20 protein-coding genes are annotated in these 23,815 nt (G+C 58.8%); 10 read left to right on the top strand and 10 right to left on the bottom strand.

The window, feature by feature from the left end; translation table 11 throughout:
- The first annotated feature begins 18 nt into the window (after positions 1–18).
- The gene (locus AC3WK5_RS06210; protein WP_103319425.1) at positions 19–510 is read left to right on the top strand and encodes a GreA/GreB family elongation factor; all 492 of its coding nucleotides are present in this window, start codon (positions 19–21) and stop codon (positions 508–510) included.
- A gap of 76 nt (positions 511–586) precedes the next feature.
- Here the strand turns inward: AC3WK5_RS06210 and ettA are convergent, their stop codons facing one another.
- Entirely contained in the window at positions 587–2,251 is a 1,665-nt protein-coding gene (gene ettA, locus AC3WK5_RS06205) for an energy-dependent translational throttle protein EttA (RefSeq protein WP_054595502.1), read from the bottom strand.
- Positions 2,252–2,536: 285 nt separating this feature from the next.
- On the opposite strand from ettA, the gene AC3WK5_RS06200 reads away from it, so the two are divergent.
- The 5 genes from AC3WK5_RS06200 (at position 2,537) to AC3WK5_RS06180 (ending at position 10,973) form a co-directional block, all read left to right on the top strand.
- On the top strand, positions 2,537–6,385 hold the full coding sequence (locus tag AC3WK5_RS06200; protein ID WP_103319427.1) for a bifunctional diguanylate cyclase/phosphodiesterase: 3,849 nt from the start codon (positions 2,537–2,539) through the stop codon (positions 6,383–6,385).
- Positions 6,386–6,606: 221 nt separating this feature from the next.
- The gene (gene glyA, locus AC3WK5_RS06195; RefSeq protein WP_054595500.1) at positions 6,607–7,860 is read left to right on the top strand and encodes a serine hydroxymethyltransferase; all 1,254 of its coding nucleotides are present in this window, start codon (positions 6,607–6,609) and stop codon (positions 7,858–7,860) included.
- Between the two features lie 259 nt (positions 7,861–8,119).
- Positions 8,120–9,433: a C4-dicarboxylate transporter DctA gene (locus tag AC3WK5_RS06190; protein ID WP_103319429.1), complete on the top strand. Its 1,314-nt coding sequence runs from the start codon at positions 8,120–8,122 to the stop codon at positions 9,431–9,433.
- A gap of 68 nt (positions 9,434–9,501) precedes the next feature.
- Complete coding sequence (locus AC3WK5_RS06185; RefSeq protein WP_054598230.1) at positions 9,502–10,206, top strand: FadR/GntR family transcriptional regulator; 705 nt, start codon at positions 9,502–9,504, stop codon at positions 10,204–10,206.
- 44 nt (positions 10,207–10,250) lie between these two features.
- A complete protein-coding gene (locus tag AC3WK5_RS06180) occupies positions 10,251–10,973 on the top strand; it encodes a GntR family transcriptional regulator (RefSeq protein WP_103319430.1) in 723 nt (240 codons plus the stop codon).
- A gap of 85 nt (positions 10,974–11,058) precedes the next feature.
- On the opposite strand, the gene yjiA is transcribed toward AC3WK5_RS06180, so the two are convergent.
- The 3 genes from yjiA to AC3WK5_RS06165 all read right to left on the bottom strand — a co-directional run bounded on the left by yjiA (position 11,059) and on the right by AC3WK5_RS06165 (position 14,432).
- The gene (gene yjiA / locus AC3WK5_RS06175; RefSeq protein ID WP_054595498.1) at positions 11,059–12,030 is read right to left on the bottom strand and encodes a GTPase; all 972 of its coding nucleotides are present in this window, start codon (positions 12,028–12,030) and stop codon (positions 11,059–11,061) included.
- Positions 12,031–12,152: 122 nt separating this feature from the next.
- Positions 12,153–12,350, bottom strand: coding sequence for a YbdD/YjiX family protein (locus tag AC3WK5_RS06170; protein ID WP_010448516.1), 198 nt, complete (start codon positions 12,348–12,350; stop codon positions 12,153–12,155).
- A gap of 15 nt (positions 12,351–12,365) precedes the next feature.
- On the bottom strand, positions 12,366–14,432 hold the full coding sequence (locus tag AC3WK5_RS06165; RefSeq protein WP_054595497.1) for a carbon starvation CstA family protein: 2,067 nt from the start codon (positions 14,430–14,432) through the stop codon (positions 12,366–12,368).
- A gap of 158 nt (positions 14,433–14,590) precedes the next feature.
- On the opposite strand from AC3WK5_RS06165, the gene AC3WK5_RS06160 reads away from it, so the two are divergent.
- A complete protein-coding gene (locus AC3WK5_RS06160; protein ID WP_103320482.1) occupies positions 14,591–14,971 on the top strand; it encodes a PilZ domain-containing protein in 381 nt (126 codons plus the stop codon).
- Positions 14,972–15,005: 34 nt separating this feature from the next.
- Here AC3WK5_RS06160 and radA read toward each other — a convergent pair whose 3' ends face one another.
- From radA to katB, 3 genes are all read right to left on the bottom strand, one after another.
- Complete coding sequence (radA, locus tag AC3WK5_RS06155) at positions 15,006–16,373, bottom strand: DNA repair protein RadA (protein WP_019691594.1); 1,368 nt, start codon at positions 16,371–16,373, stop codon at positions 15,006–15,008.
- Positions 16,374–16,418: 45 nt separating this feature from the next.
- Entirely contained in the window at positions 16,419–16,973 is a 555-nt protein-coding gene (locus tag AC3WK5_RS06150; RefSeq protein ID WP_103320480.1) for an ankyrin repeat domain-containing protein, read from the bottom strand.
- Positions 16,974–17,036: 63 nt separating this feature from the next.
- The gene (katB, locus tag AC3WK5_RS06145; RefSeq protein WP_103320478.1) at positions 17,037–18,578 is read right to left on the bottom strand and encodes a catalase KatB; all 1,542 of its coding nucleotides are present in this window, start codon (positions 18,576–18,578) and stop codon (positions 17,037–17,039) included.
- Positions 18,579–18,862: 284 nt separating this feature from the next.
- Between katB and mscL the strand changes: the two genes are divergently transcribed.
- Positions 18,863–19,276: a large-conductance mechanosensitive channel protein MscL gene (gene mscL, locus AC3WK5_RS06140; protein WP_103320476.1), complete on the top strand. Its 414-nt coding sequence runs from the start codon at positions 18,863–18,865 to the stop codon at positions 19,274–19,276.
- Positions 19,277–19,321: 45 nt separating this feature from the next.
- Here the strand turns inward: mscL and AC3WK5_RS06135 are convergent, their stop codons facing one another.
- Positions 19,322–20,098: a ferredoxin--NADP reductase gene (locus AC3WK5_RS06135; protein ID WP_103320474.1), complete on the bottom strand. Its 777-nt coding sequence runs from the start codon at positions 20,096–20,098 to the stop codon at positions 19,322–19,324.
- A gap of 343 nt (positions 20,099–20,441) precedes the next feature.
- Between AC3WK5_RS06135 and AC3WK5_RS06130 the strand changes: the two genes are divergently transcribed.
- Positions 20,442–21,158, top strand: coding sequence for an autoinducer binding domain-containing protein (locus tag AC3WK5_RS06130; protein ID WP_103320472.1), 717 nt, complete (start codon positions 20,442–20,444; stop codon positions 21,156–21,158).
- Positions 21,159–21,361: 203 nt separating this feature from the next.
- A complete protein-coding gene (locus AC3WK5_RS06125; RefSeq protein WP_103316871.1) occupies positions 21,362–22,486 on the top strand; it encodes a methyltransferase in 1,125 nt (374 codons plus the stop codon).
- An 84-nt stretch (positions 22,487–22,570) separates the two neighbouring features.
- Here AC3WK5_RS06125 and AC3WK5_RS06120 read toward each other — a convergent pair whose 3' ends face one another.
- Together AC3WK5_RS06120 and cydB are read right to left on the bottom strand one after the other, a co-directional pair.
- Positions 22,571–22,738, bottom strand: coding sequence for a DUF2474 domain-containing protein (locus AC3WK5_RS06120; RefSeq protein WP_081013729.1), 168 nt, complete (start codon positions 22,736–22,738; stop codon positions 22,571–22,573).
- 68 nt (positions 22,739–22,806) lie between these two features.
- A complete protein-coding gene (gene cydB / locus AC3WK5_RS06115) occupies positions 22,807–23,814 on the bottom strand; it encodes a cytochrome d ubiquinol oxidase subunit II (RefSeq protein WP_054595490.1) in 1,008 nt (335 codons plus the stop codon).
- Position 23,815: the final 1 nt, after the last annotated feature.

The following is a 23,815-nucleotide window of genomic DNA, read 5'->3' as shown; positions in this document are numbered from 1 at the left end:
CATTCAGGGAGAACCGCCATGAGCCGCGCTTTCGTCAATGAAGATAACGCCACCCCACAAGCCGACCAGCCGGTAGAACGCCAGGTCAGCACGCAGCCCAACTACGTCACGCCCGAAGGCCTCGCCCTGCTGCAGGCCAAAGTCGCCGAGTTGCAAAACCAGCACGGCGAACAATCGGCCCGCGAGGAGGCTGACCCACAGTGGCTGGCCGATCTCGAGCGTGATCTGCGTTACTTCAAGCAACGCCTGCAAAGCGCTCAAGCGGTGCCACCCGCCACTTCCACCAAAAAGGTTCAGATTGGCAGCTGGGTGACCTACGCCGATGAACGGGGCACCGAACGACGCGTGCAACTGGTTGGCGAAGATCAGGCCAATGCCGCCAAAGGCCTGATCAACTGGAGCTCACCGCTGGGACGGGCGCTGCTCGGTGCACAGTTGAATGACGAAGTGCTCTGGCAACGACCCGCCGGCGATCAGTTGATCGAAATCATCCGCATCGAACCGAACTGAACCGCGCCCGGAGCCAGAGAAAGCTCACGCAAAAAAAACGGAGCCCGAAGGCTCCGTTTTTCATGTAACCAGCCGATCAGGCCAGTTTCTTGTGACGCACCCGGTGTGGCTGGGAAGCGGCATCGCCAAGACGCTTTTTGCGATCGGCTTCGTACTCGGTGTAGTTACCTTCGAAGAACACCGCTTGCGAGTCGTCTTCGTACGCCAGGATGTGAGTCGCGACGCGGTCAAGGAACCACCGATCGTGAGAGATCACAATGGCGGCGCCCGGGAAGTCCAGCAGGGCTTCTTCCAGCGAACGCAGGGTTTCAACGTCGAGGTCGTTGGACGGTTCGTCGAGCAGCAGGACGTTGCCGCCCTCTTTCAGGGTCAGGGCCAGGTGCAAGCGACCACGCTCACCACCGGACAGGTCCTTGACGAACTTCTGCTGATCGCCGCCCTTGAAGTTGAAGCGACCCACGTAGGTGCGCGACGGGATCTCGTAGTTGCCGATGCGGATCTGGTCGGAACCGTCGGAGATCTGCTGGAACACAGTCTTGCTGCCGTCCAGGTCTTCACGGCTCTGGTCAACGCAGGCCAGTTGCACGGTTTCACCGACTTCGATGCTGCCCGAATCCGGTTGTTCCTTGCCCATCAGCATGCGGAACAGCGTGGATTTACCCGCACCGTTACCACCAATCACGCCAACGATGGCGCCTTTAGGCATGGAGAACGACAGGTTGTCGATCAACACACGATCGCCATAGCCCTTGGTAACGTTCTTGAATTCGATGACCTTGTCGCCCAGGCGAGGACCGGCCGGGATGTAGATCTCGTTGGTTTCGCTGCGCTTCTGGAATTCCTGCGATTGCATTTCTTCGAAGCGTTGCAGACGCGCCTTGGATTTCGACTGACGGGCCTTGGCGCCTTTGCGCACCCACTCCAGCTCTTCCTTCATGGCCTTTTCATGGGCCGACTGCTGCTTGGATTCGGCGGCCAGACGGTCGGACTTGGCTTCAAGCCAACCCGAATAGTTGCCCTCGTAAGGAATACCGGCGCCGCGGTCGAGTTCCAGAATCCAGCCGGCGACGTTGTCCAGGAAGTAACGGTCGTGCGTGATCGCAACCACGGTACCCGGGAAGTCGTGCAGGAAATGCTCCAGCCAGGCCACGGAGTCGGCGTCCAGGTGGTTGGTCGGTTCGTCGAGCAGCAGCATGTCCGGTGCGGACAGCAGCAGGCGGCACAGGGCCACACGACGCTTTTCACCGCCGGACAGGTGTTCGATTTTGGCATCCCAGGCCGGCAGACGCAGCGCATCGGCGGCGACTTCCAGTTGGCGATCGAGGTTGTGACCGTCGCCCGCCTGCAGGATGGCTTCGAGCTTGGCCTGTTCGGCGGCCAGCTTGTCGAAGTCGGCATCCGGGTCGGCGTATTCGGCGTAGACCTGATCCAGACGCGCTTGCGCGTCCTTGATCACGCTGACCGCTTCCTCGACCACGTCACGCACGGTCTTGGTCGGATCCAGCAGCGGCTCTTGCGGCAGGTAACCGATGTTCAATTCCGGCATCGGACGGGCTTCGCCGTCGAACTCGGTGTCGACGCCGGCCATGATTTTCAACAGTGTGGATTTACCCGAGCCGTTGAGGCCGAGTACGCCGATCTTGGCGCCCGGGAAGAACGACAGCGAAATGTTTTTCAGGATTTCCCGCTTCGGCGGAACAACTTTGCCCAGCCGATGCATGGTGAAGACGTATTGAGCCATGGAGAACCTAGGGTCAGTGACTGATGAATATAAGCACGGGCGAAGCCCGGGCCAGGCCATACGCGCCGCCTGCGATTGATTGCTATCAATACGTGCGCGCGAAAAAAGCCTGAGTCTAAGAGCTGGAACGCTCCCGCGTAACCGGCAAAGCTACCTTAATGACGGAAGGCAGTCCAGCCGAGAGGGGCTGGCACTTTGCCACAACTCAAGGCATGCTAGCCGCCCTCCGGGCGTCCGGCTTATAGTGCACGTCGCGCCAATCCAGCCAAACCGCAGGATCACAGTTTGTCCAATGTCACTCCGCCTTCGTCCGTGAGCGCACTGAGTTCTGCGACCGGATCGCCCCTGCGCGGCACCTTGAAAGGCGCATTGGCAACGCTTGTCCTACTGTTGATCGGACTGCTGCTTTGGCAATTATTCGACCAACTGAGCGAAACCCAGAACAGCCAGCGCCAGTACACCATTGACTACACCGCCGATCTGGCCGCGCAAGTCAGCCTGAACATGACGCTCAACGCCCAGATCGCACTGAATCTGCTACCGATCGTCGAAAAACCGCAGACCGTTGATCAGCAACAGGCGCTGCTGCGCAAACTGCAGCAATCGCTGCCTGATTTACTCAGCCTCGCGCTGCTCAGCCCCTCGGGGAAAATCCTCAGTGACAGCGCCAGCGACAGCCAGGATGCCGGCTACCTGAGCGAGCTGGTCCGGCGCAGTCACGCGCAGGTGCATTACTTCAGCAACGCCAACGACGGCTCGGTGGTGAACCTGTTGCTGCACCAGGCCAGCGGCAGCACGCGCGACTACTGGGTCTTGCGCCTGCGGCCGACGTTTTTCTCTTCACTGACCAAGCAGAGTGACACAGGAATCCGTCCGCTGTGGGTGGTGGAAAACCGCATCAACCAACAGATCATCAGCCGCGACGACGGATTACCTTCGAACAAACCGGACACGGTAAACGCCAATGACCTGGCGAACAGCGTACTGGTCGTCCCCCTCAGTAACAGCGACTGGCAATTACGCGGGCTGTTTGACCGGCAACGAGTGTTCGAACAATTGCTACCGGTGTTTATCGGCAAATGCCTGCTGGGTTTGGCCTTCTCGCTGCTACCACTCATCGCATTGTTGAATATGCGCCGACGCCAGCGTCAGGTGCACGACGGACGTCGGCGCTATCGGGACATTTTCGACGGCACCGGTGTTGCGCTCTGTGTACTGGATCTCTCCGAACTCAAAGCCTGCCTCGACAAGGCGCAACTGCACACCAGCGAGCAATTGCAGCGGTGGCTGGAAAACCCCGAACAACGCCGACAGTTGCTACAGGAGTTGCGCATCACCGAGGTCAACCAGGTCGCCTTGCACCTGCTCAACGTCCAGTCCAGCGAGCAAGCCTGGAAGCTGTTGATCGAAGGCGGGCCACTGGATGGCAATGCCATCGGCAACCAGTTGCTCGATGCCGTGCTCAACCAGCAGAAACAGCTGGAACTGGAGATCAAGCTCAGGGACACCCAGGGCCGCGACCAGCATCTGTGGCTGGTATTGCATTTGCCGCAAGCACAGCACGACGCCAAAGCGGTGATCCTCAGCATCAGCGATATCACCAGCCGTAAAATTGTCGAGTTGTCGCTGCTGGAGCGTGAAGGTTTCTGGTCGGATGTCGTGCGTACCGTCCCCGATCATCTCTACGTGCAGGACGTGATCAGCCAGCGGATGATTTTCAGTAACCACCACCTGGGCCAGACGCTGGGCTACAACAAAACCGAACTGCACCAGATGGGCGAATACTTCTGGGAGATTCTGCTGCACCCCGAAGACGCCGATCACTACCACCGCTTGCGGCAGGAACAGCGCCAGGCCGGTTACACCCAACTGATGCAGTGCCAGTTGCGCTTCCGTCACCGCGACGGCAAATGGCGGCGTTTCGAAATCCGCGAACAGGCGCTGGCGCGGGACAAACATGACCAGGTCACCCGCATCATTGGCGTGGCCAAAGACATTACCGATCAGATCGAAGCCAGCGAATCCTTGCGCGACAGCGAGCAGCGTTACCGGATGCTCGCTGAAAGCATCAGCGACGTGATTTTCTCCACCGACAGCAAACTCTCGCTCAATTACGTCAGCCCGTCGGTGAACGCCGTGCTCGGCTATGACGTTGACTGGATCTTCCAGAATGGCTGGCAATCAACCATCGCCAACCCGCAACAATTGACCGGCATCTACAGCCTAATGGACCGGGTCAGCAAAGCCCTGGATAAACCCGAGCAACTGGCGCAACTGCGCAGCCAGGTGCAAACCCAGCTGTTCCTGTTCGACTGCTTGCGCGCCGACGGGCGCAAGATCCCGATCGAACTGCGCCTGGTCCTGGTCTGGGATGAACATGGCGCGTTCGAAGGTGTGCTCGGGGTCGGTCGCGATATCAGCCAGCAGCGCCGTGCCGAGAAAGACCTGCGCATGGCGGCCACGGTTTTCGAACACTCGACGTCGGCGATTCTGATCACCGACCCGGCCGGCTACATCGTGCAGGCCAACGAAGCCTTCAGCCGCGTCAGCGGTTACGAAGTGGCGCAGGTCCTTGACCAGCTGCCGAACATGCTGACCGTCGATGACCAGCAGGAAGCCCACCTGCGCTATGTGCTCAAGCAATTGCACCAGCACAGCACCTGGGAAGGCGAAGTCTGGCTCAAGCGCCGCAACGGTGAACACTACCCGGCGTGGGTCGGCATTACGGCAGTACTCGATGACGAAGGCGACCTCGCCAGCTACGTGTGTTTCTTCAGTGACATCAGCGAGCGCAAGGCCAGCGAACAGCGGATTCACCGCCTCGCCTACTACGACGCCCTGACCCACCTGCCCAACCGCACCTTGTTCCAGGACCGGTTGCACACCGCGCTGCAATCGGCGGAGCGGCAAAAGTCGTGGGTCGTGCTGATGTTCCTCGATCTCGATCGTTTCAAACCGATCAACGACTCCCTCGGCCACGCCGCCGGCGACCGTATGCTCAAGGAAATGGCCACCCGCCTGCTCGCTTGCGTCGACGATGACGACACGGTGGCGCGCATGGGCGGCGATGAGTTCACCTTGCTCCTGCAACCGCGTGCCAGCCGCGAGATCGCGCTGAACCGGGCGATTCATGTCGCCGAGCAAATCCTTGCCAGCCTGGTGAAGCCGTTTGTCCTCGAAGGCCGCGAGTTCTTTGTCACCGCCAGTATCGGCATCGCCTTGAGTCCGCAGGACGGCAATGAACTGAGCCAGTTGATGAAGAACGCCGATACGGCGATGTACCACGCCAAGGAGCGCGGCAAGAACAACTTCCAGTTCTATCAGGCGGACATGAACGCCAGCGCCCTGGAGCGCCTGGAACTGGAAAGCGACCTGCGCCACGCCCTTGAGCAAAACGAATTCGTTCTGTACTACCAGCCGCAATTCAGCGGCGACGGTAAACGCCTGACCGGCGCCGAAGCCCTGCTGCGCTGGCGGCATCCACGTCGCGGACTGGTGCCACCGGGAGACTTCATTCCAGTGCTCGAAGAGCTTGGACTGGTCGTGGATGTCGGTGACTGGGTGATCAGCGAGGCCTGCCGTCAGCTCAAAACCTGGCACCAGGCCAAGGTCCGCGTCCCGAAAGTCTCGGTGAACATCTCTGCACGGCAATTCTCCGACGGCCAGCTTGGCACGCGCATCGCCACCATCCTCAAGGACACTGGCCTGCCACCGGCTTGCCTGGAGCTGGAGCTGACCGAAAGTATCCTGATGCGTGAAGTCAGCGAAGCCATGCAGATTCTCGCCGGGCTGAAAAACCTCGGCCTGAGCATCGCGGTCGACGACTTCGGCACCGGTTATTCATCGCTGAACTACTTGAAGCAGTTCCCGATCGACGTGCTGAAAATCGACCGGACCTTCGTCGACGGCCTGCCGTCCGGCGAACAGGACGCGCAGATTGCCCGGGCGATCATTGCCATGGCCCATAGCCTGAACCTGGCGGTGATCGCCGAAGGCGTGGAAACCCACGAACAGCTCGATTTCCTGCGTGAACACGGCTGCGACGAGGTGCAGGGTTATCTGTTTGGCCGCCCGATGCCGGCGGCGCGTTTCGAAGCGCAGTTCAGCAACGATGCGTTGTTCATGTTTGACTGAGATTTTGTGGCGTGGCTGATGACGCCATCGCGAGCAAGCTTTGCTCCTACAGACGGTGATATCCGTAGGAGCAAAGCTTGCTCGCGATGAGGCCTGCATAATCGCCGCATATCCCGTCATGAACACCACTTGTCTGCGACATGATGTCCTTTCATATGCCAGACAAAACCCATTGGGTTAGAATGCTTTCCTTTTCTGCCCCCCGATCCTTGAGGACCGCCATGTTCAGCCGTGATTTGACTATTGCCAAGTACGACGCCGACCTTTTTGCCGCCATGGAGCAAGAAGCTCAGCGCCAGGAAGAACACATTGAGCTGATCGCTTCGGAAAACTACACCAGCCCAGCGGTGATGGAAGCTCAAGGCTCGGTTCTGACCAACAAGTACGCCGAAGGCTACCCAGGCAAGCGCTACTACGGCGGTTGCGAGTACGTCGACGTGGTTGAGCAACTGGCCATCGACCGTGCCAAACAACTGTTCGGCGCCGATTACGCCAACGTTCAGCCACACGCCGGCTCGCAAGCCAACAGCGCCGTTTACCTGGCCCTGCTGCAAGCGGGCGACACCATCCTGGGCATGAGCCTGGCCCACGGCGGTCACCTGACCCACGGCGCCAGCGTTTCCTCCTCCGGCAAGCTGTACAACGCCGTTCAGTACGGTATCGACAGCAACGGCCTGATCGACTACGACGAAGTCGAGCGTCTGGCTGTTGAGCACAAGCCAAAAATGATCGTGGCCGGTTTCTCTGCCTACTCGCAGATCCTCGACTTCCCGCGCTTCCGTGAAATCGCTGACAAGGTTGGCGCCTACCTGTTCGTCGACATGGCTCACGTAGCCGGCCTGGTCGCTGCTGGCGTCTACCCGAACCCGGTGCCATTCGCTGACGTGGTCACCACCACGACCCACAAGACCCTGCGCGGTCCACGTGGCGGCCTGATCCTGGCTCGCGCCAACGCCGACATCGAGAAGAAACTGAACTCCGCGGTATTCCCGGGCGCCCAAGGCGGCCCACTGGAGCACGTGATCGCCGCTAAAGCGATCTGCTTCAAGGAAGCGTTGCAGCCTGAGTTCAAGGCCTACCAGCAACAAGTGGTCAAGAACGCCCAGGCCATGGCCGGCGTGTTCATCGAGCGCGGCTTTGACGTGGTCTCCGGCGGTACTGAAAACCACCTGTTCCTGCTGTCGCTGATCAAGCAGGAAATCTCCGGTAAAGACGCCGACGCCGCTCTGGGCAAAGCGTTCATCACCGTGAACAAGAACTCGGTTCCAAACGATCCACGCTCCCCGTTCGTCACCTCCGGCCTGCGCTTCGGTACTCCGGCTGTGACCACTCGCGGCTTCAAAGAGGCTGAGTGCAAAGAGCTGGCCGGCTGGATCTGCGACATCCTGGCTGACCTTTCCAACGAAGCGGTGATCGATGCCGTTCGCGAGAAGGTCAAGGCCATCTGCAAGAAGCTGCCGGTATACGGCGCTTAATCAGCCCGCTTAACCGCAGCAAAAAGAAACCGGCCAGAGATGGCCGGTTTTTTTTCGCCTGCAAAACCGCTCAAGATCGGCCCTTACCGCACAACTGGTAAGACCGGTAAAGCCAATTCGTCATTTTCCGCTTGCAGCCCTCTGAAAACAGCGCCTAAACTGCGCCTGCACTGGACATACCGGTAAGACCACAATAATTAAGTCCTGAATCTGATGCGCACAGCGCACGGCACCCAGGACACTCACCAGGATTCCTCCCATGCTCAGATGGTGCTCGCGCTCAATCTTCCTTCAAGTTGTCCTTGGACTGGTGCTCGGCATCATCTGCGGACTGACCCTTCCCGAATACTCCGCCCAGTTAAAACCCCTCGGCGACGGCTTCATCAAACTGATCAAAATGCTTATCGGCCTGATCGTGTTCTGCGTGGTGGTCAGCGGTATTTCCGGCGCAGGCGACCTGAAAAAGGTCGGACGCATCGGCCTCAAATCGGTGATCTACTTCGAAGTGCTGACCACCATCGCCCTGGTGATCGGTCTGGTGTTCGCATTCAGCACCGGCATCGGCAGCGGCGCGAACATTCATCTGGATCAGCTTTCCACCGCCGACATGGGCGATATCGCCCAGCGCGGCCAGCACATGCACACCACCACGCAATTTCTGATGGACCTGATCCCGACCTCGGTGATTGGCGCCTTTGCCGACAACAACATCCTGCAAGTGCTGCTGTTCTCGGTCCTGTTCGGCAGCGCGCTGAACCTGGTGGGTGAAGCAGCGTCGGGAATCTCGCGACTGATCAACGAGCTCAGCCATGTGATCTTCCGCATCATGGGCATGATCGTGCGCCTGGCACCGATTGGTGTGTTTGGTGCGATTGCTTTCACCACCAGCAAATATGGCCTGGACTCCCTGCAACATCTGGGCAGCCTGATCGGCCTGTTTTACCTGACATGCGCAGTGTTCGTGTCGTTGATCCTGGGTCTGGTGATGCGCCTTTCCGGCCTGCGGCTGCTGCCCTTTCTCAAGTACTTGCGCGAAGAGTTGCTGATCGTCCTGGGCACCGCCTCCTCCGACGCCGTGCTTCCGCAAATCATGCGCAAACTGGAGCACCTGGGTATCGGCAGCTCGACGGTTGGCCTGGTGATTCCCACCGGTTACTCGTTCAACCTCGATGGTTTTTCGATCTACCTGACCCTGGCCATCGTGTTCATCGCCAACGCCACCGGCACACCGCTGGCCATGAGCGATTTGCTGACGATCCTGCTGGTTTCGCTGATCACCTCCAAAGGTGCCCACGGCATTCCCGGCTCGGCCCTGGTGATTCTGGCGGCAACCCTGACCGCGATCCCGGCGATTCCGGTGGTGGGCCTGGTGCTGGTATTGGCGGTGGACTGGTTCATGGGCATTGGCCGGGCACTGACCAACCTGATCGGTAACTGCGTCGCCACCGTGGCCATCGCACGCTGGGAAAAAGACATCGATGTCCAGCGTGCCAACAAGGTACTGTCCGGCGAGCAGGGCTACACCTTCCAGTCACGTAAATCAGCACCGCCGGCGCATCAGCAAGAATTTTGACCGAACCTTGTGCCTGTCACTGGCAGGCACAACAATTCAGCGTTTTACCGTCTCTCATGGAGCGAACAGTGATCACCTCGTCGACAGTTGTAAATTCAGTGGTTGAAAAGCTTCGTGCCGCGTTGGCGCGCGGGCAGTGGCGCTCTGGCGATATGTTGCCGGGGCAACGCGAACTGGCTGAACAACTGGGTATCAGCCGGCCTAGCCTGCGTGAAGCGGTGATCGTGCTGGAGACCCTCGGCCTGGTGCGCTCCATGCCCGGCAAAGGCGTGGTGGTGCTGGAGGCCAACCTGAACGACGCGCCAGCCAACGACAGTGGCGTAGCCGGCGCCAGTCTCGAGGATGTGCTGCAACTGCGTTACACCCTCGAACCGTTCATTGTCGGATTGGTTGCCCAGTCCATCAGTAGCAAGGAAATCGGCCAACTGCGCCTGACGCTGATGGACATGCGCGAAGCCCTCGAAGCCAACGACAGCGAAGCCGGAATGAACGCTTACATCGCATTCCACGAAGAGCTGTTCACCCTGACTTCGAACCCGATCTTCCAGAACGTCGTGCAGCAAACCAGCAACGCCCTCAAACAGAGTGCCGAGATGCTGCGCAATTCCCCGGAACACTTGGCCGGGCGGCTGGAAGAAAACGAAGCCGTGGTCCGCGCGATCCGCAGCAAAAACAGCGCCCTGGCCAGCGCCGAAATGCGCCGGCACATCCTTCAGGAAGGACAGCGCATGGGTATTGAACTGAATATCCCGGATGACAATCTGGGCCAATAACTGTTTGTAGAATCCCCTATCGGCAACCGGACTGGAGACTGGCCATGAGTTCCTACGCCTTGAAGAATCCCGTTTTCTCGATTTCCGCCGCCCTGCCCTTGCGCCGCCAGAGCGAAAAGAAGCGTTGCGTCGATGACATCTACCCGCAGATTTTCGACGCTATTCTCGAACAACGCATCGCCCCGGCCAGCCGCTTCACCGAAGAAAGCCTTGGCCAGGCATTCGGCGTGAGCCGCAGCATCATCCGCCAGGTGCTGGCGCGTTTGTCCCATCAGCAGGTGGTCATCCTGCGGCCCAATCATCGTCCGCAAGTCGCGGCGCCCGATGCCGAACAAACCCGCCAGATACTCCACGCCCGCAGGCTGACTGAAACCACCCTGGTGCGACTGGCCTGCCAACAACCGACTTCCCGGCACCTGCCGCAGTTACGCGAACTGATCGAACGCGAACGCCGCTGTATCGAGCAAAACCAGCGTGGGCCGGCCATTCGCCTGTCAGGTGAATTCCATCTGCAACTGGCGCACGTCGCCGGTAACGTGCCGCTGGCGCAATTTCTTGGCAGCCTGGTGCCGCTGACATCGCTGGCTATCGCCTGCTACGAAGAACAGTCGCCCAGTCATTGTGCGTGGCAGGAACATGCGGCGATTGTCGAGGCAATAGAGCGCGGAGACGCCAAGGCCGCCGTGGGGCTGATGACCGAGCATCTGGATCATCTTGAGAAGAAATTACTGAGCCCGGAATCGGCCCCTGATAGCGTCGCCGGTTAGATCGCCATCGCGGGCAAGCCTTACGCCTTGTAGGAGCAAGGCTTGCCCGCGATGACGGCCTCAAACACGCGGAAGATATCCGACCTTACTCAGCTGCCACCCGCGCAAACCCGGCGCGAATTTTCTCTTCCGGCAATTCATCGGCAATAAACACGATCACACTTTCCCGCCCTTCATCCTCGGCCCACTCGGTATCCCAGTCAAAACCGTACAACTTCAGTACGCCCTGAAACACCATGCGCCGAGGTTCTCCGAGGATGTTCAGCACCCCTTTGTAGCGCAGCAACTGCTTGCCATGGTCTTCCAGCAGTTCGTTCATGAATTCGCTGAGCTTGTCGATATCCAGCGGTTTGTCGGTCCGCAGCACCAGGCTCGAGATGCGGTCGATAGACGGCGCCTTGCCCACCGGGCGCAGGCTGACACCACCGCCGAGGTCGGCATTGAGGTTGAAACCACGCACGTCGAGCAACTCGGCCAGATCGATCTTGCCGTGCTCAACCACGCGGATCGGCGCACGACGATTGATCCGGGTCAGACGTTCGCTCAGCGCGCTGAACGTCACTTCGTCGACCAGATCGCGCTTGCTCACCAGCAAGCGGTCGGCAAAGCCGATCTGCGCCTGGGCGATGGTCTGGGTCAAGTGCTGCTCGGCGTGAGCCGCATCGACCAAGGTGATGATGCCGTCGAGGATGTAGCGCTCGCGCAGCTCTTCATCGATGAAGAAGGTCTGTGCCACCGGTGCCGGATCGGCCAGGCCGGTGCATTCGATCACCAGGCGGTCGAAGGCGATTTCGCCGCTGTCCAGACGTTCCAGCAACAGGTACAGGGCCTTGGTCAGGTCGGTGTGAATGGTGCAGCAGACGCAGCCATTCGACAGCGTCATGACTTGCACCGGCTCATCGCCCAAGAGTTGGGTGTCGATGCCGGCGTCGCTGAATTCGTTTTCGATCACGGCGATTTTCAGGCCGTGCTCGGCTTTGAGCAGGTGACGCAGCAGTGTGGTTTTGCCGGCGCCGAGGAAACCGCTGAGGACCGTAACAGGGATAGGGGGTAGCAAAAGAAGATCTCCCAAACGCTGAAAAAACTGTAGGAGCACAGCTTGCTGGCGATAGCGATCTTGAAGACGCCATCGCCAGCAAGCTGTGCTCCTACAGTCGTGTGTTACCTAGACCTCATGCATCAACAGCACTTCGGCCCACCCTTGCCACCATAACGAGCCTCCTGGCGTTCCCGGAAGAACGCCTCGTAGCTCATCACCGGTTTGTCCGGGTGTTTGGTTTGCATATGCTCGACGTAGGTGTCGTAGTCGGGCATGCCGACCATCAGGCGCGCGGCCTGACCGAGGTATTTACCGAGGCGACTCAGGTCATTGAACATGCTTGCAACCCTCGATTACGCTTCTGGAATAGCCTGGAATGGCGATTCTTTATCCGTGCGTTCTTTGCTGCCCCAGGCGGAAATACCGACCTTGATCGCATAGAACAGGATGCTGAAGACCACGAACAGGAACAGCGCCGTCAGCGTTGCGTTGGTATAGGCGTTGTAGATCACGTGCTGCATCTGCGTGATGTCCTTGGCCGGGGCGAGGATCTGACCGTTGGCCAGGGCATCGCTGTATTTCTTCGCCAGCGACAGGAAGCCGATCGCCGGGTTGGCGTCGAACAGCTTGATGAAGCCTGCGGTGGTGGTGCAGATCAGCAGCCAGGCGGCTGGCAGCAAGGTCACCCAGATGTAGCGTTGGCGTTTCATTTTGATCAGCACAACGGTGCCGAGCATCAGCGCGATACCGGCCAGCATCTGGTTGGAGATACCGAACAGCGGCCACAAGGTGTTGATGCCACCCAGCGGGTCGATCACGCCTTGGTACAGCAGGTAACCCCACATTGCCACGCAACCGGCGGTCGCGATCAGGTTGGCGGTCCAGGACTCGGTGCGTTTAAGCGCCGGAACGAAGGAGCCGAGCAAATCCTGCAGCATGAAACGTCCGGCACGCGTACCGGCGTCGACCGCCGTCAGGATGAACAGCGCTTCGAACAGGATCGCGAAGTGGTACCAGAACGCCATGGTGTTTTCGCCCGGCAGAACGCTGTGCAGGATCTGCGCGATACCGACCGCCAGGGTTGGCGCACCGCCGGCACGGGCCAGCACGGTGGTTTCACCGATGTCCTTGGCCACCGCTTGCAGGGCTTCCGGGGTGATCGCAAAGCCCCAACTGCTGACGGTTTGCGCGACTTGCATCACTTCACCGCCGACGATCGCCGCCGGGCTGTTCATCGCGAAGTACACACCCGGTTCGATCACCGAAGCCGCCACCATCGCCATGATGGCCACGAAGGACTCCATCAGCATGCCGCCGTAACCGATGTAACGGGCATTGCTTTCGTTATCCAGCAGTTTCGGAGTAGTCCCGGAGGCAATCAGCGCGTGGAAACCCGAGACCGCGCCACAGGCAATGGTGATGAACAGGAACGGGAACAGCCCGCCTTTCCACACCGGCCCGGTGCCATCGATGAATTGGGTCAGTGCCGGCATTTTCAGCACGGGCATGGTGATCAGGATGCCGATCGCCAAGGCGACAATGGTACCGATCTTGAGGAAGGTCGACAGGTAGTCACGCGGCGCCAGGATCAGCCAGACCGGCAATACTGCCGCGACGAAACCGTAGCCGATCAGCATCCAGGTGATCTGGATCCCGGTGAAGGAGAAGGCCTTGGCCCAGACGGGATCAGCGGCGATCTGCCCGCCCAGCCAGATCGAGCCGAGCAACAGCAGCACGCCGACGATGGAGATTTCACCGATGCGGCCCGGGCGGATGTAGCGCATGTACACGCCCATGAACATCGCGATCGGGATGGTCGCCATCACCGTGAAAATACCCCACGGGCTTTCGGCCAGGGCCTTGACCACGATCAGCGCCAGCACCGCGAGGATGATGATCATGATCAGGAAGCAGCCGAACAGCGCGATGGTCCCGGGGATCTGCCCCATTTCTTCACGGACCATGTCGCCCAGGGAGCGACCGTTGCGGCGGGTCGACATGAACAGGACCATGAAGTCCTGAACGGCACCGGCCAGCACCACACCGGCGATCAGCCAGAGCGTGCCGGGCAAATAGCCCATCTGCGCCGCCAACACTGGACCGACTAACGGACCTGCACCCGCGATGGCCGCGAAGTGGTGCCCGAAAAGAATGTGTTTGTTGGTGGGTACGTAGTCCAGACCGTCGTTGTTGACGACAGCGGGGGTGGCTCGCAGTGGATTGAGCTGCATCACATTATTGGCAATGAACAGACTGTAGTAACGGTAAGCGACCAGATAAATGGCGACTGCTGCGACTACGATCCAGAGGGCGTTGATGGCTTCGCCGCGGCGCAGGGCCACAACTCCCAAGGCGCACGCGCCTACGACTGCCAGCACCAGCCAAGGTAAGTGGCGTAGCAGGCTATTATTATTTTTCATTTTTGATTCCAGCCAGAGTGGACAAAAAAGACAGCCACCCCGAGTTTAGCGCTACTGGCGCCAAAGACCATACCCCGACCTAGGTCTAGAGTCGTACCGACAGTGGCAGCCTGCGCGGATGCCGGTCTATAGTCAGCGAACACCCAGAGGATTGCGCCATGAGGGATCACCCCGCCAATCGCCGCCGCTTCAAACGCATTGCCTTCGATGCCAAAACCGAGCTCAGCCAGGGTGAGTATCGCTGGCCGGTGAAACTGCTCGACCTGTCACTCAAGGGCCTGTTGATCGAACGCCCTGAGCCCTGGCTTGGGGACAAAGAGAAGATGTTTTCGGTCGACATTCACTTGAGCAAGGACGCCGAAATCCGCATGGACGTGCAACTGTCCCATGACAATAACCACCAATTGGGCTTCGTCTGTCGGTACATAGGCCTGGAGTCCGTCAGCAGCCTGCGGCGGCTGGTCGAACTCAATATGGGCGATCAGGCCGAGCTTGAGCGGGAACTGGGTGCGCTGATCCACATCAGACCACCCTCGTAGGAGCTGCCGTAGGCTGCTCCTACGAGGGCAGGGTTTATTCAAATAAAGCGTCCAAGGCCTGTTCCAGTCGCGTCACCGCGATGATCCGCAACCCGGCAGGCGCTTCCTTCGGCGCATTGCCCTTGGGCACGATGGCGCGTTTGAAACCATGCTTGGCCGCTTCCTTCAAGCGTTCCTGTCCGCTTGGCACCGGCCGTACTTCACCAGACAAGCCAACCTCACCAAACACCAACAGATCATGTGGCAATGGCCGATTGCGCAGGCTGGACATCACGGCTGCCATCAACGCCAGATCGGACGCCGTCTCCAGCACCTTGACCCCGCCGACCACGTTGAGGAACACGTCCTGGTCGTGAGTCGGTATGCCTCCATGACGGTGCAGCACCGCCAACAGCATGGCCAGGCGATTCTGATCCAGGCCGAGGGTGACACGGCGCGGGTTGGCCAGATGGCTGTCGTCCACCAGCGCCTGAACTTCCACCAGCATCGGTCGCGTGCCTTCCCACGTCGCCATCACGACGCTGCCCGGCACTTCTTCCTGCGCGCGCGTGAGGAAAATAGCCGAAGGGTTGGAGACCTCTTTCAAACCCTTGTCGGTCATACCGAACACGCCCAACTCGTTGACCGCACCGAAGCGGTTTTTCACCGCTCGCAACAGACGCAAGCGTCCATCCGACTCGCCTTCGAAATACAGCACCGTGTCGACCATGTGTTCCAGCACTCGGGGCCCCGCCAACGCGCCTTCTTTGGTCACGTGGCCGACGAGGAAAATCGCCGTGCCGCTCTGTTTCGCGTAACGCACCAGCAGCGCCGCACTTTCGCGAACCTGAGAGACGCCGCCCGGCGCCGATTGCAGTTGCTCGGTGAAAATCGTCTGGATCGAGTCGATCACCATGACCTTGGGCTTTTCCACCCGAGCCGTGGCGATGATGGTTTCGATGCAGGTTTCGGTCATGACTCGCAGTTGATCCTGCGGCAAGCCCAGACGTCGAGCGCGCATGGCCACTTGCTGCTGGGACTCTTCGCCCGTGACATACAGCGCCGGCATCCGGGTCGCGAGGTTGCACAGGGTTTGCAGAAGGATCGTCGACTTGCCGATCCCCGGATCACCGCCGATCAACACCACCGAGCCGTCGACCAGGCCGCCACCGAGCACCCGATCCAGCTCGCCGGACGCGGTGGAGAAACGTGGAATTTCTTCGACACTGACTTCGGCCAGCGTCTTGATCTGCGCCTGCTGCCCGGCCCAGCCGGTACGGCCGCTGGGGGCAGCGGCACCGCCACTTTCCACCAGGGTTTCGGTCAGGGTGTTCCAGGCCCCGCATTCGCCGCATTGGCCGGCCCACTTGGGGAAGGTCGAGCCGCACTCGGTGCAGCCGTACATGCGCTTTGCCTTGGCCATCTGAACTCCCGGAAAAAACCGCGATGATAGCTCAGCTGGACACGATCAGCGCGGCGCCGCGGTACGGATTTCACCCGCGGCCAGACGCGCGGCGCTGTTACCCAGCGGATCCTCGGCATTCAGGTCGGCACCCTTGGCAGCCATGGCGTCGAGCAACTCGACCCGTTTGAACAGGCCCGCATACATCGCCGCCGTCTGGCCTGCGCCATTACGCTGCTCCGGGTTGCAATCGGTCGCCAACAGTCGCCGGGCGATTTGCACTTCGCCCTTGAAGATCGCCCCCATCAACGCCGTATTGCCACGCAGGTCCTGGGCACAGGCATCGGCTCCGGCGCCGAGCAAGCGCTCTACCGCCGCAGACTGACCGTGGTAAGCCGCCAGGATCAACGCGGTGTAGCCCTTGCTGTCGCGAGTCTCAAGGGAATAGCCCGCCTCGATGAACGTCTCGAGCATCGGTACGTCACCGCGACGAGCGGCGTCAAAGTAGTAATCCTGCAATTGCGCCTTGAGCGCTGCCGGATCCTTGGTCAGGTCGGCACCCGGCTCTGCATAAACGCTGCACTCCAGGCTGGCCAGAAACAGGCAAAGATACATTCGCATAGCACAGCTCCTGGGCTCTCGCACGGCACTGAGCCGTGCGAGAGCCGGTTGAGGCAATGACGATCAGTCGACCAGTTTGTCCGCGAGCGCCTTGACGCGACTCAGATCTCCCTTGGCGACCTTGGTCACGCCAGTGCCGTATTCCGGGTCAGCCTTATAGAGGAAGGACAGGATGATGTGCTTGCTTTCGTCATCCGTGGTGGCCAGCGAGCCACCAAAACTTTCGATCAGGTCGCTGCGCTCCTTCTTGCTGAACGAACGATACAGATCGCCGGCCTGCTTGAAGTTTTGCTCGCGCTGGATCTTCGCCTGCTGGGTCGTACCCGACAGCGTCGACTGGCTGTAGCGTGCCGCTTGAGGTTCCTCACGTGACTCCAGACGACTCGGCTGATAGTTCACACCCCCGCTGCTGCGACCCGTGTTCATCGCTCCGTCCTGGTTGCCGTTGTTCACCGTTACTTTTGGCGCATTGATCGGTAACTGCAACGCATTGGCGCCCAGGCGATACAGTTGCGTATCGGCATAAGAGAACACTCGACCTTGCAACAAACGATCTTCCGAAGGTTCAATTCCCGGCACTAGATTGGCCGGTGCCATGGCAACTTGTTCGGTTTCCTGAAAGACATTCGCAGGATTACGATTGAGCACCATTTGTCCAACTTTTCGCTCAGGGATACCCGGCCAGATCTTGGTAGCATCCAAAGGATCGAAGTCAAACTTATACAAGTCTTGTGGTTTTAGAACCTGAATGTACAAGTCCCACTTTGGAAAGTCGCCTTTATTGATGTGAGCCACCAAGTCATTGGTCATATGACTGTAGTCTTGCCCCTGAACCTTGGTAACCGCTTGTGGGTCAAGGTTATTAATCCCCTGCAAACTCTTCCAATGAAACTTCACATAGCTGACTTCGCCTTTGGCATTGACCAATTTATAGGCGTGAACTCCATTACCGTCCATTTCCCGGTAACTGGCCGGCGTGCCGGAGTTGGAATACAACTCGGTCAACGTCCGAGTGGCTTCCGGCACATGGGAAAAGAAGTCGAACCGGCGTGAGTCATCATCCAGGTTGGTGCGCGGGTCTGGCTTGAAGGCGTGGACCATGTCCGGGAATTTGATCGCATCGCGGATGAAAAAGGTCGGGAAGTTATTGCCGACCAGGTCCCAGTTGCCGTCTGCGGTGTAGAACTTGGTGGCAAAGCCTCGTGGGTCGCGCAGGGTTTCCGGGGAATGGTTGCCGTGCACCACCGCGGAAAAACGCACGAACACCGGCGTCGTCTGGCCAGCGGCAAAGACTTTGGCCTTGGTCAGGTCACTGAGATCATCGGTTACCGTGAAACTGCCATGGGCACCCGTACCACGGGCATGTACGACCCGCTCCGGGATGCGTTCGCGGTCAAAGCGCTGGAGTTTCTGGATCAGTTGCACGTCCTGCAACAGCACCGGACCAGTGGCCCCCGCGGTCTGCGAGTTCTGGTTGTCGCCCACGGCAGCGCCGTTATCGCGGGTCAGGGTCGCCGCGTGAACGGAGAATGACAGCAGGCTGGCGGTCAAGACGCCGAATACACGGCGCTGGGAAAAAGCCCCTCGGCTAATGGCGGTGGTCATGTCGAACTCCTCTGGTTTTGTGTAGCGCATCCAGGTGCGCTGAACAGAGGCTAGTGACCAGATAGTCAAAACATAAATAGAAAGAACGCAATGCGTCGATTGAGAGGTTTTTCTGGTCTATCAGTGAGTTGGCGCGTATTCACGCGCGATTGATGGCACTTTGTAAACTATTTGCCAGTAAGCGGGTCGATAGCAGCGAGCACTGTAAGTAGTTGTGTCGAGCAAGACCCGACTTGCTGATTTACACTGCGTTCACCAACCTCATCTGTAACAAGGAATAACCTATGGGCGTGCTCAGTGAGTTCAAGGCCTTCGCGGTCAAAGGTAATGTGGTCGACATGGCCGTCGGTATCATCATCGGCGCCGCGTTCGGCAAGATCGTTTCGTCGTTTGTCGGTGATGTTGTCATGCCGCCAATCGGCCTGCTGATCGGGGGTGTGGACTTCGCGGACCTGGCGGTCACGCTGAAAGCGGGTCAAGGCACTGTCCCGGCCGTGGTGCTGGCCTACGGTAAATTCATCCAGAGCATTATCGACTTCCTGATCGTCGCGTTCGCAATCTTCATGGGTGTGAAAGCCATCAACCGCCTGAAACGTGAAGAAGCGGTGGCGCCAAGCCTGCCGCCGGTTCCGACCAAGGAAGAAGAACTGTTGAGCGAGATTCGCGACCTGCTCAAAGCGCAGAACAATAAGCCCTGAAGGCTGGGTTGCGAAATAAACGGCGCCTGATGGCGTCGTTTTTCATTACCAGTAATTTTCCACAGCCACCTGACCAGGTCGCCGAGTCAGACTCAGTTGCATATCGCGCGCTTTCAGCAAGTTGCGCGTGTCATCGATCATCTGCGGGTTTCCACAGAGCATCACCCGCGAATGTTCGGCCGTCATCGTGACACCCGCCACCCGCTCCAACTCGCCAGTTTTGATCAACTGAGTAATTCGCCCGCTCAACGCTTGCGGATGCGGCTCACGGGTGACCGTGGTGATAAATTGCAATTTATGGGCATGCTCCGCCAAATACTCACGCTCTTCCAACTCAGCAATCAGCGCCTGATAAGCCAGCTCCCGCGTTTCGCGCACGCTATACACCAGAATGATTCGCTCGAATTTCTCCCAGACCTCGAAGTCCTGCAGGATCGACAGAAACGGCGCAATACCCGTCCCTGTGGACAATAACCAAAGATCTCGCCCATCGACGAAGCGATCAAGGGTCAGGAAACCAAAGGCCTGACGGTCGACCATCAAGGTATCGCCTACCTCCAGACGACTCAGTTCGCTGGTAAATTCGCCACCCGGAACGACGATGGAAAAGAACTCAAGAAACTCGTCATGGGGTGAAGACACCATGGAATAGGCACGCCACACCGTACTGCCGTCAGCCTTGGTAACCCCTAAGCGGGCGAATTGCCCGGCACGAAAACGAAAACCCGGATCTCGCGTGGTACGCAGCGTGAACAGGCTGGACGTCAGTGGCTGGACATCGAGCAGGGTTTGTCGGGTGAACTTCTCTGCGCTGGCGGTCATGGGGCGCTCCATAGGTCTGATTGCTCCAGTGTCCCGCAAAGCCGGACGAAGAAACACCGCCGATTTGTAGTGGTATTAATCAACAGATGACTAACAGTTAACTAAAGAGTTAAAGGCAGGGTTCGCAACCTGAATATAAAGATAGTATTAATATCTCTACAGATGACGGAGCAAATCGCATGGCCTGTACAGGTACTGTTTCTCTAATAACCGGTTATTTTTTTTGCGAACCTATCAAGAGCAAAAAACTCACTTCGCACCTGTAGGATTTACCCTACACTCGCAACGTAGCAATTTTGGATCCAATAAATACCTACGAAGCGAAACACAGGGAGAAGTTTGTATGGATACCTGGAAGGAGATTCGGTTAAAACAGCTGATTTATGAGTCAAGCCTTGAAAAGGCTTACACGATAGCACTTGGCTTCTTTAATAATCTTGGCTACGAATATTGTGCGTTTTCAATGACTTCTCATGCGCCAAATCATTGTGACAATGACCTGAACCTTAATAATTACTCACCTGACTGGAACACACGTTATGAACAAAACAACTACTGCGCGATAGACCCAATAGTAGCTCATTGCAATCACTCAATGCTGCCCATTCTCTGGGACAGTGATACCTTCGCCAACGTCCCCGATCTACGGCGCGCACTCGCGGGTCAAGGCATGCAGCATGGTTGGTCGCTGCCGCTACATGAGCTGAACAACCATAGCAGCGGCATGCTCTGCGTCGCCCGAAGCCATTGCCGTATCACGGCTTATGAACTCTATGAAAACCTCGGTTATGCAACGTTCATCAGCCATAAGCTGCATGTCCTCGCAATGCAAAAGCTGGCCTGCAAGAATCCGGACGGCTTGAGCGCGACTCAATTATCGACGCGGGAAACAGATGTGCTGAAGTGGGCTTCGAAAGGCAAGAACGCATTGGAAACCGGGATAATCCTAAACATCACCCAACGTACGGTAAATTTCCACATAGGCAATGCGATCAAGAAACTGGGTGTCACCAACAAAATTTCTGCGGTGGTACAGGCCGCGAAGTGCAGATATATCTGAGCCTGACCCAATACCAGTGCTTGTCAGCGCTGGACACGACGGAAAACCTGCGAGTAATTCGACGGAAAAAAACGTACCATTTACGCCCCTTCTGAGTGATGAAGCGAACGACACCGCAACGCAGTCCACTCAGACGGTCCCGTCCAGCATTCAATACGTGCAAAACCGCGGGACACCCGTTGATTACCCAGAGTCCCCGCCCCATGCCCCTGCTCGAAAGCCCCTTCGCCCAACTTGACCTGATCCGCCAGCCCGAACAGCAGAACGAACCGCTGCAAGCCTTCGATGCGGCTGACGAGTACCTGCTTAATTTTCTGGCCGAACAGCAGCCGAACGCTGATACCCGGGTTCTGGTGCTCAATGACAGCTTTGGTGCACTGGCGGCGAGCCTTGCCGACAAGGTTCAAGTCACCAGTAGCGGTGATTCGTTTCTCGCAGCCCAGGCATTGGAAAAGAACCTGGTACGCAATGGCCTTCCCTTCGATGTTGTGTCAGTGCTGCCGGCCAGTGCGCCACTGGTCGGTCCGTTCGATCGGGTACTGATCCGCGTCCCCAAAACCCTGGCGTTGCTGGAAGAGCAACTGATCCGCCTGCAAACGCAGCTGGCACCCGGCGCGCAAGTGGTTGCTGCGGCCATGGTCAAACACCTGCCGCGGGCAGCCGGCGATCTGCTGGAGCGCTACATCGGCCCGGTGCAAGCGTCGCTGGCGGTCAAGAAAGCCCGTTTGCTGATTGCCAGAGCCGATGCCAGGCAACCCGCGCAGTCGCCCTACCCGACTCGCTACACACTCGACGATCCGGCAATCGAGTTGCTCAACCACGCCAACGTGTTCTGTCGCGAAGGCCTGGACATCGGCACTCGGGCGTTTCTCCCTCACCTGCCGAAAAACCTCGGTAACGCGCGGGTCGCCGACCTGGGTTGCGGCAACGGCGTCTTGGCCATCGCCAGTGCCCTGCAAAACCCTCAAGCCCACTACACGCTGGTGGACGAATCGTTCATGGCCGTGCAATCCGCTGCCGAAAACTGGCGGGCCGCCCTCGGTTCGCGCGAAGTCATCGTGCGCGCGGGCGATGGCCTGGCCGGGCAGGAGCCGCAGTCGCTGGACGTGGTGCTGTGCAATCCGCCTTTCCACCAGCAACAAGTGGTCGGGGACTTCCTCGCCTGGCGGATGTTCCAGCAAGCTCGCGAAGCCCTGGTGGTGGGCGGCGCGCTGTACATCGTCGGCAACCGTCATCTGGGCTATCACAGCAAACTGGCGCGTCTGTTCCGGGGTGTCGAGCAGGTCGCGGCAACACCCAAATTCGTGATCCTCAAGGCTCGCAAATAACGGCCAACGCCCAGGCAAAAAAAACCCTCCAGTGGAGGGTTATAAATCCGTGCCGCAAAGCACGGGATGGGATGTTCGGGTCGATCAGTGAGTGGTCAGGCCTGCAGCATTCATGAACATGCGCATCAGGCTGGCTACGACAAACAGCGCCAGTACGCTGCCGGTCCAGATCATTACCAGCCAGCCAAGCCGCTGCCAGAGCGGCTTCTTTTCAGCCTGTTCGATTTCCTGCAAAGAATGTTTATTAACCATTGCCTCGGTCCTCGGTCTGGGTTTGATGGCGCCTGTCAAGACGCCATCGCGAGCAAGCTTTGCTCCTGCTAGTGATAACCGTCTTCGTGGGTCACCTTGCCGCGGAACACGTAGTAGCTCCAGAAGGTGTAGCCCAGAATGAACGGGATGATGAACAAGGTGCCGACCAGCATGAAGCCCTGGCTTTGCGGCGGTGCGGCGGCGTCCCAGATCGAGATCGACGGCGGCACGATGTTCGGCCACAGGCTGATTCCCAGACCGCTGTAACCGAGGAAGATCAGCACCAGGGTCAACAGGAACGGCGTGTAGTGAGCATTACGGGCCACAGCGCGCAATAAACCGTACATCGTCACCAGCACCAGGATTGGCACTGGCAGGAACCAGAACAGGTTCGGCAGGGTGAACCAGCGCGCAGCGATCTCGGCATGGGCCAGCGGGGTCCAGATACTGACGATACCGGTCACCGCCAACACCACGAACGCCAGCGGGCGGGCCAGGTCGTGCATTTGCTTTTGCAACTTGCCTTCGGTCTTCATGATCAGCCAGGTGCAGCCAAGCAGCGCATAAGCGACGATCAGCGCCACGCCACAGAACAGCGAGAACGGCGTCAGCCAGTCCAGCGTGCCGCCCGCGAACTGCCGATTGACCACCGGAATGCCGTCGATAAACGCCCCCAGCGCCACACCCTGGAAGAACGTCGCCGTCAGCGAGCCGCCGATGAAGCACTTGTCCCAGATGTGTCGTTTGTGGTCCTTGGCCTTGAAGCGGAACTCGAACGCCACACCGCGGAAGATCAAGCCGATCAGCATCAGGATCAGCGGCAGGTACAGCGCCGACAGCACCACCGAATACGCCAGCGGGAAGGCGCCAAATAGCGCCGCGCCGCCCAATACCAGCCAGGTTTCGTTACCGTCCCAGACTGGCGCGACAGTGTTCATCATCACATCGCGGTCACGGTGGCCCTTGATGAAGGGGAAGAGAATGCCGATTCCCAGGTCAAAACCATCCATGACCACGTACATCATGATCCCGAAGATGATGATCACGGCCCAGATCAGCGGAAGATCAATACCCATG

Source organism: Pseudomonas sp. FW306-02-D09B, assembly GCF_058782685.1.
Note: the sequence above shows the minus strand (reverse complement) of the source record. Positions and strands in the feature narration are given on the sequence as shown.

Coding starts and splice junctions, on each gene's coding strand:
- glyA (WP_054595500.1), top strand. CDS start 6,607: ATGTTCAGCCGTGATTTGACTATTGCCAAGTACGACGCCGACCTTTTT.
- katB (WP_103320478.1), bottom strand. CDS start 18,578: ATGACCACCGCCATTAGCCGAGGGGCTTTTTCCCAGCGCCGTGTATTC.
- AC3WK5_RS06180 (WP_103319430.1), top strand. CDS start 10,251: ATGAGTTCCTACGCCTTGAAGAATCCCGTTTTCTCGATTTCCGCCGCC.
- AC3WK5_RS06120 (WP_081013729.1), bottom strand. CDS start 22,738: ATGGTTAATAAACATTCTTTGCAGGAAATCGAACAGGCTGAAAAGAAG.
- AC3WK5_RS06150 (WP_103320480.1), bottom strand. CDS start 16,973: ATGCGAATGTATCTTTGCCTGTTTCTGGCCAGCCTGGAGTGCAGCGTT.
- radA (WP_019691594.1), bottom strand. CDS start 16,373: ATGGCCAAGGCAAAGCGCATGTACGGCTGCACCGAGTGCGGCTCGACC.
- AC3WK5_RS06125 (WP_103316871.1), top strand. CDS start 21,362: ATGCCCCTGCTCGAAAGCCCCTTCGCCCAACTTGACCTGATCCGCCAG.
- AC3WK5_RS06135 (WP_103320474.1), bottom strand. CDS start 20,098: ATGACCGCCAGCGCAGAGAAGTTCACCCGACAAACCCTGCTCGATGTC.
- AC3WK5_RS06130 (WP_103320472.1), top strand. CDS start 20,442: ATGGATACCTGGAAGGAGATTCGGTTAAAACAGCTGATTTATGAGTCA.
- mscL (WP_103320476.1), top strand. CDS start 18,863: ATGGGCGTGCTCAGTGAGTTCAAGGCCTTCGCGGTCAAAGGTAATGTG.
- AC3WK5_RS06190 (WP_103319429.1), top strand. CDS start 8,120: ATGCTCAGATGGTGCTCGCGCTCAATCTTCCTTCAAGTTGTCCTTGGA.
- AC3WK5_RS06210 (WP_103319425.1), top strand. CDS start 19: ATGAGCCGCGCTTTCGTCAATGAAGATAACGCCACCCCACAAGCCGAC.
- ettA (WP_054595502.1), bottom strand. CDS start 2,251: ATGGCTCAATACGTCTTCACCATGCATCGGCTGGGCAAAGTTGTTCCG.
- cydB (WP_054595490.1), bottom strand. CDS start 23,814: ATGGGTATTGATCTTCCGCTGATCTGGGCCGTGATCATCATCTTCGGG.
- AC3WK5_RS06160 (WP_103320482.1), top strand. CDS start 14,591: ATGAGGGATCACCCCGCCAATCGCCGCCGCTTCAAACGCATTGCCTTC.
- AC3WK5_RS06170 (WP_010448516.1), bottom strand. CDS start 12,350: ATGTTCAATGACCTGAGTCGCCTCGGTAAATACCTCGGTCAGGCCGCG.
- AC3WK5_RS06165 (WP_054595497.1), bottom strand. CDS start 14,432: ATGAAAAATAATAATAGCCTGCTACGCCACTTACCTTGGCTGGTGCTG.